9 protein-coding genes are annotated in these 12,458 nt (G+C 59.8%); 4 read left to right on the forward strand and 5 right to left on the reverse strand.

Features of this window, described 5'->3' with window-relative positions; translation table 11 throughout:
* Positions 1 to 143: 143 nt before the first annotated feature.
* The gene (locus tag HW556_RS08975) at positions 144 to 758 is read right to left on the reverse strand and encodes a fumarylacetoacetate hydrolase family protein (protein ID WP_176899691.1); all 615 of its coding nucleotides are present in this window, start codon (positions 756 to 758) and stop codon (positions 144 to 146) included.
* A 283-nt stretch (positions 759 to 1,041) separates the two neighbouring features.
* Between HW556_RS08975 and HW556_RS08980 the strand changes: the two genes are divergently transcribed.
* From HW556_RS08980 to ppk1, 4 genes are all read left to right on the forward strand, one after another.
* The gene (locus tag HW556_RS08980; protein WP_176899692.1) at positions 1,042 to 1,836 is read left to right on the forward strand and encodes a M48 family metallopeptidase; all 795 of its coding nucleotides are present in this window, start codon (positions 1,042 to 1,044) and stop codon (positions 1,834 to 1,836) included.
* Between the two features lie 100 nt (positions 1,837 to 1,936).
* Positions 1,937 to 2,506, forward strand: coding sequence for a hypothetical protein (locus HW556_RS08985; protein ID WP_176899693.1), 570 nt, complete (start codon positions 1,937 to 1,939; stop codon positions 2,504 to 2,506).
* Positions 2,507 to 2,508: 2 nt separating this feature from the next.
* A complete protein-coding gene (locus HW556_RS08990) occupies positions 2,509 to 2,658 on the forward strand; it encodes a hypothetical protein (protein ID WP_176899694.1) in 150 nt (49 codons plus the stop codon).
* A gap of 277 nt (positions 2,659 to 2,935) precedes the next feature.
* Positions 2,936 to 5,248: a polyphosphate kinase 1 gene (ppk1, locus tag HW556_RS08995; RefSeq protein WP_176899695.1), complete on the forward strand. Its 2,313-nt coding sequence runs from the start codon at positions 2,936 to 2,938 to the stop codon at positions 5,246 to 5,248.
* 159 nt (positions 5,249 to 5,407) lie between these two features.
* Here ppk1 and HW556_RS09000 read toward each other — a convergent pair whose 3' ends face one another.
* The 4 genes from HW556_RS09000 to HW556_RS09015 all read right to left on the reverse strand — a co-directional run bounded on the left by HW556_RS09000 (position 5,408) and on the right by HW556_RS09015 (position 12,437).
* Entirely contained in the window at positions 5,408 to 6,403 is a 996-nt protein-coding gene (locus HW556_RS09000) for a Ppx/GppA phosphatase family protein (RefSeq protein WP_176899696.1), read from the reverse strand.
* A gap of 185 nt (positions 6,404 to 6,588) precedes the next feature.
* A complete protein-coding gene (locus HW556_RS09005; protein WP_176899697.1) occupies positions 6,589 to 10,365 on the reverse strand; it encodes a BamA/TamA family outer membrane protein in 3,777 nt (1,258 codons plus the stop codon).
* Positions 10,366 to 10,432: 67 nt separating this feature from the next.
* A complete protein-coding gene (locus HW556_RS09010) occupies positions 10,433 to 10,990 on the reverse strand; it encodes a metal-dependent hydrolase (RefSeq protein ID WP_176899698.1) in 558 nt (185 codons plus the stop codon).
* A gap of 52 nt (positions 10,991 to 11,042) precedes the next feature.
* The gene (locus HW556_RS09015) at positions 11,043 to 12,437 is read right to left on the reverse strand and encodes a peptidoglycan DD-metalloendopeptidase family protein (protein WP_176899699.1); all 1,395 of its coding nucleotides are present in this window, start codon (positions 12,435 to 12,437) and stop codon (positions 11,043 to 11,045) included.
* Between the last annotated feature and the right edge of the window lie 21 nt (positions 12,438 to 12,458).

The raw sequence follows: 12,458 nt of genomic DNA on the forward strand, positions 1-12,458 counted from the left end.
CTGTAGCCCTTTTTCCACACCCGCCCCCTTAAACCCGCCCGCGCCCGCAGCCACCGCCCGGCCCCCCCGCGCCCGCCCCCCCCCGACCGGCCGGCGGCCGGGGCAGTTGCTACCCGCGCCCCTACATCGTTCGGATTAGCGGTTTATTTAACGGCCAAGTCCAGCATTTTTTCCTCGCCGATGAAGCCCGTGAGCTGGTCGCCGATGTGGACCGGACCCACGCCGCTGGGCGTACCGGTGAAAATCAGGTCGCCCATTTTCAGGGTGATAAAGCGCGAGATGTAGCTGATGATTTTGCTGAAATCGTGCAACATGAGGCCCGAGTTACCCTGCTGGCGCGTTTCACCGTTCACTTCGAGCCGGAAGTCGATGTTGCCCAGATCGGCGAAGTCGGCTACCGGTTTGAAGGTTTGCGAGATAGGGGCCGAGCCGTCGAAGCCTTTGGCCAGCTCCCAGGGCAGGCCCTTGCTTTTGAGCTGGCTCTGTAGGTCGCGGGCCGTGAAGTCGATGCCCAGCCCGATGGCGTCGAAGTAGGTAGGCGCAAACTGCTCCTCGATGTTCTTGCCGTTTTTGCACACGCGCAGCACCAGCTCAATTTCGTGGTGAATATCCTGCGAGAAATCGGGCATGAAGAATGGCTGGTTGCGCTGCAACAGAGCCGTGTCGGGCTTGGCAAATACGACGGGCGCGCTGGGCGTTTCGTTCTGTAGTTCAGCAATATGCTCCGCGTAGTTGCGGCCAATACACAGGATTTTCATAGGAGGAAAGGCTTGGGATTTGTGGGGCGTGGGGCCGGCAGGATGTTCGGATAAAACCAGCTTTCATCTAACCACCTGCCAGGCCCGGGCCCCATCAGTATCAAAAGTAACGGTAATTAATGGGGCTCTAGTACCAAAACGAGGAGGTTTTTAGTCGCGCAGGGCCAAATGCAAACATTTTGCCGGGTTGCTGACGTATAGCACTTCAGCAATGGCTGCGTCGGACCCGGGCTTCCGGGCTGGCACGAGTGGCCGGATTCTTTCCTCTCAACTTCCTTCGCATATGTTTAAGAATATCGCCCTGGCCAGCTGCCTGTTCGTGGCAACGGCCTGCTCCACGGTTCCCATCACCGGCCGCCGCCAGCTTAGCCTGGTTTCCGATGCCGAAATGAACCAGATGGCCGCCCAGGAGTATCAGAAAGTGCTGGCCAGCAGCCAAGTCGTGAATAGTGGCGCGCAGGCCGCCATGGTGAAGCGCGTGGGCCAGCGCATCGAGCAGGCCGTGCAGCAATACTTCAGTCAGCAAAACCAGTCGCAGCAGCTCGACGGCTATGCCTGGGAGTTCAGCCTGATAAACGACAAGCAGGAAAATGCCTGGGCCATGCCCGGCGGCAAAACGGCCGTGTACACTGGTATCCTGCCCATCACGCAGGACGAAAACGGCCTGGCCGTAGTAATGGCGCACGAAATTGCCCACGCCGTAGCCAAACACGGCTCCGAGCGCATGAGCCAGCAGATGGCCGCGCAGGGTTTGGGCGGCGTTGTATCAACGGCTGTCGGACAGAATCCGTCGGCTACCCAGAACATATTCATGCAGGCTGTTGGAGCCGGCTCGCAGCTGGGGTTGCTGCGTTATGGCCGTAACCAAGAGTCGGAGGCCGACCGTTTGGGCCTCGTTTTCATGGCGATGGCAGGCTATAACCCCGAGGGGGCCGTGGCGTTCTGGCAGCGTATGGAGGCGCGCTCCGGTGGGTCGGCGCAGCCCGAGTTCCTATCTACGCACCCTTCCAACGGCACCCGTATCGCCGATATTCAGCAGCAGCTACCTGAGGCCCGTAAGTATTACAAACCCCGCTAAGTTTACTGCCACCAAAGCGCGCCGTAGTGGAAGTGTTGCCTATATACTCGTCGGCTACCTCACTATATTGCCCATCAAACTGCTATTTTCTGTATCCTGAATGATGAATTCTTTCCTGCGTAACAGTGCTGTTGCCTGCCTGAGCGCCGCCCTACTACTGGGTGGGCTGAGTGCCTGCGAAACCAGCAAACGTGGCTTCCCGGAGGTTAGCTCGCCCACCAACGACCCCGACGCGCTGAACCGGCGGCAGATGGAAGCTACCAGCAAGCAGATTGCCCAGGTGGTAAACGATAAGGTAGACTACATTACGCCCAAGCAGGATCTGGCTACCCGGTTCACCCGACAGTTCGGCGACGGCACGTCCATCAATAAAACCATCATCCGCAAGGTTCAGGAAACGCCCAAAGACAAAGCGGTCTACTACCTTGTGGGCCTAGGCCTGCGCGACGGCATGTTCCGGGCCATGGCTATTCCGCTGCTGACTTCGTCTAATAACAGCCTGTACCTGAGCTCCAACGCACCGCGTTACATTCTCACCAGCGTGGGCTGCACGTTCTGCTATTTCAACTTCGAGAGCAACGAAATAGTAGGTACCTCGTGCGAGGAAAACACCGGTGGCAGCCGCTGCGACCTGACGGTGGAAAACAACAATGCCTTCTTCGCCCGCTAGCTATGCTTAGCCGCAAATGGCTCCTGCGCCTTTCGCTCACGGCCCTGGCCCTGCTCGTCACCACCGACCGGCGGCGGCCGGCCGGGCCCACGCCGCCACCGCCAAAGCCCACGCCGCCGGAGCCGGAAACCGAGCCCGATAAGCTTACTTGAAACCGCTGCGCCGCTTGGTGGCCTGGCTGCATTTGACCTATTGCAGAACAGCGCCGGCCGGTTGGTCGGCGCTGTTTTGTTAATGGGGCTTGTAGATAACGAAACGAGCTGTGGATTGAATTGGCTTGACAGGTAGCCCAGTAGATTAGGTTCTGTACCAGTGCCACTCTGTTTCACTGCTGGCCGCAGCGCCGAAAACCTCATGCAGCATTTCCTGCCTCAAAAACACGTAACGGCACGGTTTTCCCGTATTTTGCCATCTAAAGCCTGCTATCCTATGAAAATCTTCAAATCTGCCGACCTGATTCGTAAAAGCAAGTACATCAGCCGCGACCTGAGCTGGCTGCGCTTTAACTATCGGGTGCTCGACCAGGCTCGCGACACCAGTCGCTCGCTGTTCGACAGGCTGCGCTTTATGGCCATTACCAGCAGCAACCTCGACGAGTTTTTTATGATTCGGGTGGGCTCGCTCTATAACTATATCGACTACGGCAAGGAGCGGGTGGACTACTCCGGCCTGCGCGAAATGCCCTTTCGGCGCAAGCTGCTCGATTTTGCCCATCGGTTCGTCAACGACCAGTCGATGACCTATCTGAACGATTTGAAGCCGCAATTCGAGAAGAACGGCTTCAACGTGCTGGCCCTTAGTGAGCTGACGGAGGTGGAGTTGAAGAAGGCCGACGGCTACTTCAAGAACACTGTGTTTCCGCTGCTCACGCCCATGGTATACGATTCGTACCACGGCTTCCCGCTGATGATGAACCAGATGCTCATCTTCGGGGTCGTCACGCGTACAGGCTCCGGCGACATTGAGATGGAGAAGGGGCAGGAGCGGCTTACGTTCGTGCAGATTCCGCAGAACCTGTCGCGCTTTTTCGAGCTCACGCGGCGCGACAAAGTACTATTTGTGCCCATCGAGGAAATCGTGCGGGCCAACCTGCCCAAGCTGTTCCGAAACGTGGAAATTCTGTCGGCCGACATGTTCCGGATTACCCGCAACGGGGATTTCACGCTGGAAGAGTCGGACGATATTGATGCCAACTTCATCAAGGAGATTCAGTCGGGCCTGAAAACCCGCAAGAAGGGCCGCGTGGTGCGCCTGGAGGTGGAGCCCGACGCGGCCGCTTTCCTGATGCAGGTGCTGCGCGAGCGGTGGAATATCGACAACGGCAATGTGTTCGTTATCAACTCGATGATTGATATGCGCGGCCTGCTGCAGATTCTCAAGCACCCTAACTTCCGGGGCAAAGGGTTCAAGCAGCCGGCGTCGGTGCCGCCCATCACGCTGCCCGAAACGGTGGAGGAGAATATGTTCGACTACCTCAAGCACCAGGATGTGCTGCTGCACCACCCCTACAACAGCATCGACCCGGTGGTACGGCTGCTGGAACAGGCGGCCGAGGACCCGCACGTGCTGGGCATCAAGCAAACCATTTACCGCCTCGCCGACGACTCGCGGGTAACGGCGGCGCTGCTGAAGGCGGCCGAGAACGGCAAGCACGTATCGGTGCTGTTCGAGGTAAAGGCCCGCTTTGATGAGGAGCGCAATATCCGGGAGGGGGCGCGGCTCGAAAAGGCCGGCTGCTTCGTGATTTACGGGGTCAGCAAGTTCAAGACGCACACCAAGATGCTCATGATTATCCGCCGTGAAGGCGAGAAAGTGACGCGCTACGTGCACCTGGGCACCGGTAACTACAACGAGCAAACCTCACGCATCTACACCGATGTAAGCCTGCTCACCACCGACGAAGTATACGGCCACGATGTGTCGGAATTCTTCAACGTGATAACCGGCCACAGCCAGCCCGACGAGTACGAATACCTGATTACGGCCCCCAAAGACATGCGCCAGCAGCTGGTGTGCCTGATTCGGGAGGAAGTGAAGAACGCCAAAAAAGGCCTGCCCAGCGGCATCGTGATGAAGATGAATTCGCTGGAAGACAAGGAGATGATTGACGAGTTCTACAAGGCCAGCAAGGCCGGTGTGCCTATCCGGTTTATTGTGCGGGGCATTTGCTGCCTGCGGCCGGGCCGGGCGGGCCTAAGCGAGAACATTGAGGTGCGCAGCATTGTGGGCGACTACCTGGAGCACGCCCGGCTGTTCTATTTCCATCAGGCCGGCAAGCCCCGCCTGTACGCTGGCTCCGCCGATATGATGGTGCGCTCCTTCGAGCGGCGGCTGGAGGCGCTGTTTCTGCTGGCCAACCCCCAGATCAAGCGCGAGGCCATCAACATCCTCTACTACAACCTGCTCGACAACCAGAATACCTACGTGATGCGCGAAGATGGAGCCTACGTGCGCCGCACGCCGCAGGAAGACGAGCCCATTTCCAACCTGCATAAGGAGTTTTACAGCCGTAGCTTCACCATTATGCCCGAGGAGGCACTCTACGACGACTGGCTTTCGGTAGCCAACATCCGGGCCTCTTCCGAAGATGCCAACGCCCAGCCCAAGGAGGCGGTAGTCGTCATTACCTCCGAAATGCTGCCTCCCGCGTCCGGCGAAACCGAGCCCGTGCTTCCGCAGAAGGAGGCTCCGATGAGTGCCAACGTGGACTACGATGCCCAGGAAGAAGCCGACCTGGCGTAAATTGTAGCGAGCAGGTAAGTGAAGTAGGATAGAAAGTCATTCAGAGCGCAGCGAAGAATCTAGCGTGCTAATCGTTGAAATTAACCTCCAACGATCAGCACGCTAGATTCTTCGCTGCGCTCTGAATGACTTTCTATCTCCCCTTTAGCTCTCTGCTCTTCATTCCGTTTCGGCGGGGCGGCTTTGGATGGTGGTGGTGCCGCCGGGGCGGTGGTCGTCGTGGGCCCGGAACTCCTCGAAGTGCTCTTCGAACAGCGTTTGCAGCATGCCGTCTTTGAGGCCGATGTCGGGCACGAACATATGCTGGGTGTCGGCCCATTCCATGGCCGAGAGGTAGATGTGGCCGGCCGGTACGATAACGTCGGCGCGGTCGGGGTTGAGTAGCGCCACGTTCACGCGCTCGTCCATGCTCATGTTGGTGATGCGCTCCAGCAATTCGGCAATGCGCTGGCGGGTTACCGGCTTGTCGAGGCCAGTGCCAGCCTGAGCCATGCTGTAAATCTTGTTGATGTTGCCGCCCGTGCCGATGGCCCGCGTAACGTGGAAGCGGCGGGCATTTTCGCTTACCCAGTCTTCCATGCGCTGCCAGGTTTCGCGCATGGCCTCGGTGCTCAGGCCGGCCTCCTCCTGCTGCATGCGCCGGATGCTGCCCACCTCAAACGACTGCGAAGCCACTTTGCGGCGGTTGTGGTAGATGTTGAACTCGGTGCTGCCTCCGCCCACATCAATGTGCAGGTAGTGCTTGTTATCTTCAAGTAGGTGCTCGATTACGCGGTTGATGTAGAGGGCTTCGGCCTGGCCGTCAATCACGTTTACCAGCATGCCCAGTTCCCGCTCGATGCGGGCCGCTACCTCCGGGCCGTTGCTGGCGGTGCGCATGGCCGAGGTAGCGCAGATGAGGTAGTGATTGGGGGCCACATCGTGCACTTCCATCAGCAGGCGAAGCGCGTGCAGAAACTTGATGAACTTGGCCTGCTTGGCTTCCGAAATCCGGCCGGTGGCAAACACATCTTCACCCAGCCGCAAGGGGTAGCGGATGTACTCGACCCGCTTCAGCCGGTACCGGTCTTCATGGTGCAGTACGGCCGAAATCTGGCAGCGCACGGCGTTCGACCCAATATCAATGGCGGCTAACTTCAGGAGGGGAAAGTGCATGGGCAAATATAAGGGGGCATTCAGCTAACCCAAGTAAGGGAGGGCGGTGTAGGGGCGGGGCTTGTCCCCGCCCGCCGGCAGCAAGGGCTTTGCGGGGCTTTGAAATAGTTGTTTACTGCATTGTTCTGACGGTGGGCAGGGGCAAAACCCGCCCCTACACCGCCCTTCGTAACAACTAGCAACCGCTACTTGTCGATCCGGAAGCCCAGGCCAAACTGGAGCAGGTTGTTTTCCACCGATTTCTGGTAGGAAACTGAGAAGGCGAACTGGTCGGATACGGGCGCCAGGTACACACCCGCGCCATAGCCTTGGTGCCAGCCGCCGGGCGAAGCGCCGTTCAGGTACACCCGGCCCCGGTCGTAGAAACTGAAGGCGCCGTAGGAGAAGGGCAGGAAACCGTTTTTGCTCCGGCCCAGCGCCAGGCGTAGCTCGGTGTTGAGGTAAAGGCTGGCGTCGCCGCTGAAACGGTTGCGGTAGTATCCGCGCAGCCCTTCGCGCAGGCCCAGGCTGGTGAATTTGTAGAACGGGATGTCGTCGTTGTTGCCGTAGTTTCTGGCGCCGCCGCCCTTTACCACCAACGTTACCGGAACGAGCAGCCGGGCCGTGCCGTAGTATTGCGCAAAGCCCTGCGTAAGCCCGAAATTACCTTGCTTGCCGTTGAGCTGATGGTAAGAATCGTGCTGGACCAGCAGGCGTACCCCGCGCCGGGCGAAGTTGGGCCGGTCACGCAAATCGAGGTCGAGTAGTGCATTCAGGCCCACCAGGCGCTGGAAGCTGGTGTTGATGATGGGGTCGGAAACGGGGGCATCGGGGCGGAACGGGTACGTACCCAGGTAGCTGTCGGCGGCAAAATCGTTGTTATAGTACTCGTAGCTGGGGCCCACACGCAACACACTGCGCTGAAAGAACGTGCGCTCCAGAAAGCCGTTGAGGATTATGCCCTTGTAGCGGGCCCGGTAAAAATTGTCGTCGTAGCGGTTTTGGTCGAGGCCGGTATTGTTGCCCAGGCCGAAGAAGTTGTAGAACGGGAAGTAGCTGCCGTAGCTGAACGAGGCCCCGGCATCGACCTTGCCAATGGCGTAGCGGTGGCGGGTGCTGGCCGTGAACTGGCGCTGGCCGCCGGTGCTGCCCTCCAGCAGGAAATCGTAGCGGTTTTTGTAGCCGGGCTTGCGGAAGCCCTGGCGCAGCAGCGAAATGCCCGCGCTGGCCGCAAAGCCGTCGTTGCGGTTGTAGCCCAGCCCAATAGTGGGCCGGTACGAGTCGAATTCGAACTGCTCCCGGTCGTAGGCATTCACGCCGGGTTTGGTCGAGGTGCGGTTGTCGGCCTCGGCACTCAGCTGCAGGTCGGTATCGGGCACATCGTATACTTTAGTGAGGGTACGCAGGCCGCGCACCCGCGAGTCGTCGGCAATTCGGTCTTTGCCCGATCCGCCGATGATGCGCACCAGAATGCTACTCCTGGCCTCGCCGGTTACCGTAAATATGTCGCAGCCATCGAGTCCGTACAAGCTGATTTCCTCGGTTTCCTTGGGCTGAAACGTCCGGTCGAACAGGGCCGGGCCGTTGGGCGCGTCGCCCTCACTGGCGCGGTCGAACAGCTGGACCCGCACCGTGCCATCGGCCAGGCGGTTCACCTGGAATACCTCGCCCTTGTTGGAACCCACTACATCCACGCGTTGGGCCAGCAGCAAATAGTAGCGGTCCAGGGCCGTGGGCAGCTGCTGAATGCGGGATTTGAGCTTGCGGTTGATATCGTCGGCCGACAGGGTTTTCAGCTCGGGTGGCAGCGTAGCCGTGGCCTCATCAATAGCGGCAGGTGTGATGCTGGCCTGCAGATACTGCGCAATTTCTTGCCACTGCTGTCGGTTCAGGCTTTGCAGCAGGAAACGGTCTAGGTGGCGGGCAGGCCAGTTCAGGCTCTTCATATCGCCAAAGTCGGCCTGGAAATCCTCGATGCTGGGCAATGCCCATTCGCGGTTGGCCAAGTAGCTCAGCTTGCCGTTCCAGAGGGTAAACGCCTGGTCCCGGTCGCGCGGAATGGGTTTGTAGAGGGCTTTTTTACCATCTTCGTAGGCTGCCCATTTCCAGTTGTCCTCGTGCTTGCCGAAGTCGGCCACCAGCATATCGAAGGCCCGGGCCCGGCCCAGCGCCACGGCATCCACGCGGTTGTCATTGTCTTTATACAGCTGCCGAAAGAAGCTGAACGAGCGACGGATATTGTCAGCGTCAGCGAAGCCCGGCAGGTTGGGTTTCGGGTCCTCGGGTCGGTCTTCGAGCGTGCCCAGTAGGCCGGCATAGTCGGTGCGGTAGGGTCCGAGCTGCTGGTTGTCGGGCAGCACGAACAGCCGGGGCCGGGCATGCAGAATGTCGGTTTTATCGAGCAGCGAGCTGATAACCAGCGCCGAGTAGGGGTGGGCAGTGGGCGTTATGTCTCGCAACACATCGGCGGCAAACGAGCGGCGCAGCTCGGGCGGCAGAATCTTGGTTACGTCCTTGTCAACCGACCGGAACACGTACTCCGACGAGTCGGCGGCAATCAGCTTGAGCGAAGTCGTCTGGCGTCCGCCGCCCCGCCCGAAAGGCCGTAGCCCGCCCAGTTCGGTACCCAGGTTTAGGGTTCGTACCTGCACGGGCTGGGTCCAGGTGGTGCGGTAGCCCGGCCCCAGCCAGAACCGCGACGAGCGGGTGCCGGCGTACTGGGCGCCAGCCGGCAGCGTCTGCACGGCCACAAACGGCACGTCGGGCTTCACGTCGGCTACTCCCTTCGGGGCCGAGGGGCACTCTGGAATAAAGCTGTTGACTGGTATATTAGGCAAGCGTGGCTCCTGGCAGGCGCTCTGAAACAGCGTGCCCGCGTAGGCTTGGCGCACAGGGCTGGCCTCCGCTTTATCGTCGTAGGCGGCGGTTTTCGACCGCCTCGTGGTTTTTCCGATGTCTTTATCAAACGTGAAAAAGGTGGTTTTCACGGTGCCGTCGGTGTAGTAGTCGAGCTCCGAAAAACCCTGTTTTGCCGCGTTGAACTCGGAGCCGGCGTTGCCGGCCACGTACCGGGCTTCGGCAAACGAACCCGCTACAAGGTGGTAGCTGCCCTGCTGCGACGTGAGCTGAAGGCTGTAGTCGTGGGCGGCGGCGTACACCGCGCCGGGGTGGTCGCGCAGGGTGTTGAGCACTTCGCGCTGGAACTGCTGATAGCCCGGGTTAGCCAGGTCGCGGGGCGTGCCCACGTTCTGGCGGTAGGCTGCACTAAGGGCGCCAACTACTGGAGGCCACAGGTAGCGGCCCAGCGGCAGGTGCCCACCATACTCGCCATTGCTGACCACGGGCTGGTGGCCGACCAGCAGCACATTGCGGCCCTTGGTATCGTCGAGTACATCCTGGAGCTGCTCGCGGAACTCTTCCTGCGTCAGTGTAGAGCAGTCGGTATCGGGGGCCTCGGGCTTGCTGTAGGGGTGGGTGAACCAGGGTGAGCTGAGGGCCACCAGCCGCACCAGCGGCGCTATATCCACTACATAGGGACCGGGGCAGCCATTTTCGGGGATAAAAGTGTGCTTGCCGTTGTGCTGGCTGATATACTTTTCGAGTCGCCGCACTCGCTTCAGGCCATTAGGGCCGGAGTCAGCCCAGTCCTTATCGCCAGGTACGAAGTAAATTTTGCCGTTGGGCAAGCCCTGCACCAGGGATAGTAGGGCATCAACCCGCGCAGTCTGGCCAGCTTGGCTGGAGTCTTGCTTGCTGCCCAGGCCCTCCTGGCTCACCACATCGCCCAGGTGCACAACCGTAAACGGGCCGGTTTGCTGCTCCAGCACGCGGCGCAGGGCATTTAAGTGGCGGGCCGGCAGACTAGGGCCAGCCGTGTTGCCCAGCAGAAAGACCTTGTGAGCCGGCGGCGTTTGGGCGAAAACCGACAACGAGGCTGTCAGGCTCAGGCCCGTTAGCAGCGTACGGGCGTAGCTATGTACCATAGAAGGAAATATATAAGCTTTTCTTCTACGGGCCGGGTCAAATTCCGATTGAGTCCGGCTTCAATTTCTACGCCTGCCACACACTTCGGGCCACTCGCTGCCGACGTAGTACGGCCACCTGCACCATTAGTGCCAGTGCGCACGGCAGTAGCACCCATTTCACCTCGCTTCGCAGCACCCGGGCACCCCATTCGCCCAGAAAATTTTTTATACCAATGGGCGAAACGGCAATCGGCCGGAACCCGAAGAAGTGCCGCTCGGAATCAAATGGGCTGAAAAAGGCTACGCCCAGTCCACCGGTAGTCATGGCATCGAGTACGCCGTGCGAGGCGGTAGCCAAAAACAGCAATGCCCACAGCCGCCCACGTGGCGGCGCGCCGGCCCTGCCACCTACCAGTACTACAATAAAGCTGGCCACTGCTACTGCCGCTACCAGCGAGTGGCTCAGGCCCCGATGGCCCCACAGGCTGTCGTAGGCAATGTTCAGCTTAAAACCGACTACATCGGCATCGGGCAGAAAGGCGCAGGCGGCGGCCAGCAGCCAGTAGGGCCAAAAATGCCGCTCCGGCAGCAGCAGCTTAGCCAGCGTGGCACCCAGCACGCAGTGCCCCACAATAGAAGCCATAAGTAGTAAGTGAGAGGGGGAATTAGCAGAAGCTGCCGGCAGGCAGCCCTAACTACTCAATCAGCAGCTTTTGGGTAGCCGGCCCCTCAGTAGTAGGCAGCGTAACCAAGTAAAGGCCTGGCGAGTCCGGCAAGGCCAGTTCGGTAAGGCGGGCGGCCAGCGGCTGCCGGCTCACCACCTGCCCCAGCATCGTGCGGATAAGTACCTCGGTGCCGGCAGCGGGTTGACTGGCCAGCGTGAGGGTAGCGCGGCGGTGTGCCGGGTTGGGAGCCAGCGTAAAAGCCGCTGCCTGGCGTGCGCTGGTAAGAGCTGTTACAACTTTGCCCACCGTGAATTCGTGCTTGACTACTGTGCCTTCGTAGGCTACTTCGAACCGCCAGATACCGGGTACGGCCGTTGCCGGCATTCTGAGGGACCAGTACCAGTACGATGCGGCGTAGTGCGCTGCCGGCGAGCTGTGGGTCCAGGTGGAAAAGACCGCATTATCGGGCCGGTAAACAGTATAGGTGCTTGCTTGCCCCTGGCGCTGGTCGTGGTAATAGGCGGCGAAATAGGCGGTTTCGCCGGCCGTCAGGTTGTCGCTGAGATTGGTTTGGTCGGGTTTGGGGCAGGCTTCGAATACCGGTGCCTGCTGATGGGTGAGAATAGCATTAACGGTCGGCTCGTAATAGGGCTTTTGCGCCGCCCAGGAACTGGTTGCCGCGCCGCAGGGCCCCGCATAGGGGTCCACTACTTTGCCCTGCGCATCGTGCAGCTCGAAGTGCAGGTGGGGGCCAGTGGAGCTGCCCGAGCTACCCACCGTACCCAGTACTTCGCCCGCAGCAACCGTTGCGCCGAGTTGCTTGCCGGTTACCGAACCGGTTTTCATGTGTCCGTACCAGGTCACCGACCCATCATTATGGCGCAGATATACCGCGTTCCAGTTGGTATTAGACAGGTCGCAGTTGAGGTCGAAGTTACCGTCGTAGCGGCCGATGATGACGCCAGGAGCCGCCGCTATAATCTGCGCCTGTCCGCTCTCCATCATGTTCTGGTCGAAGGGCCAGAGGAAAATATCGGTGCCAGCGTGGTTGTAGTTGCCCCTGTCGTAGGTGCGGGTATTGCAGTTCCAGTCCTGGCGTTTCCCAATTTCCGGGTTATTGTCGACAAAGTTGGAAACCCCATAAATGCTGTTGTATTGAAAGCCCGCCGCCTGGCGTAGCGGCCAGTCGAACGGAACAGTGGCCTCCGGCCGGGCTGGCTCAGCAGGCAAAAGGCCCTGGCTTGTGAGTTGGCGCACGTTGCGAGCCAGCATACTATCAATTTCAACTCGTTGCTCGCTCGTGAGGCAGATGCCGACCGGCGGCGAATAGCCACCCCCACCTGCTGGAATGCTGCTTTGACCCAGGGCCGAGCCAAGGCCTACGCCTATATTGGCCCAAATCAGGAATGGTAAGATCTTCTTCATAGCCAAATAAGTAGGGTGGTG

Source organism: Hymenobacter terrestris, assembly GCF_013377905.1.
Classification (GTDB): Bacteria; Bacteroidota; Bacteroidia; order Cytophagales; family Hymenobacteraceae; genus Hymenobacter; species Hymenobacter terrestris.

Excerpts from the sequence above, each read along its gene's own strand:
- HW556_RS08975 (WP_176899691.1), bottom strand. The coding sequence starts at position 758 with ATGAAAATCCTGTGTATTGGCCGCAACTACGCGGAGCATATTGCTGAA.
- HW556_RS08980 (WP_176899692.1), top strand. The coding sequence starts at position 1,042 with ATGTTTAAGAATATCGCCCTGGCCAGCTGCCTGTTCGTGGCAACGGCC.
- HW556_RS08985 (WP_176899693.1), top strand. The coding sequence starts at position 1,937 with ATGATGAATTCTTTCCTGCGTAACAGTGCTGTTGCCTGCCTGAGCGCC.
- HW556_RS08990 (WP_176899694.1), top strand. The coding sequence starts at position 2,509 with ATGCTTAGCCGCAAATGGCTCCTGCGCCTTTCGCTCACGGCCCTGGCC.
- ppk1 (WP_176899695.1), top strand. The coding sequence starts at position 2,936 with ATGAAAATCTTCAAATCTGCCGACCTGATTCGTAAAAGCAAGTACATC.
- HW556_RS09000 (WP_176899696.1), bottom strand. The coding sequence starts at position 6,403 with ATGCACTTTCCCCTCCTGAAGTTAGCCGCCATTGATATTGGGTCGAAC.
- HW556_RS09005 (WP_176899697.1), bottom strand. The coding sequence starts at position 10,365 with ATGGTACATAGCTACGCCCGTACGCTGCTAACGGGCCTGAGCCTGACA.
- HW556_RS09010 (WP_176899698.1), bottom strand. The coding sequence starts at position 10,990 with ATGGCTTCTATTGTGGGGCACTGCGTGCTGGGTGCCACGCTGGCTAAG.
- HW556_RS09015 (WP_176899699.1), bottom strand. The coding sequence starts at position 12,437 with ATGAAGAAGATCTTACCATTCCTGATTTGGGCCAATATAGGCGTAGGC.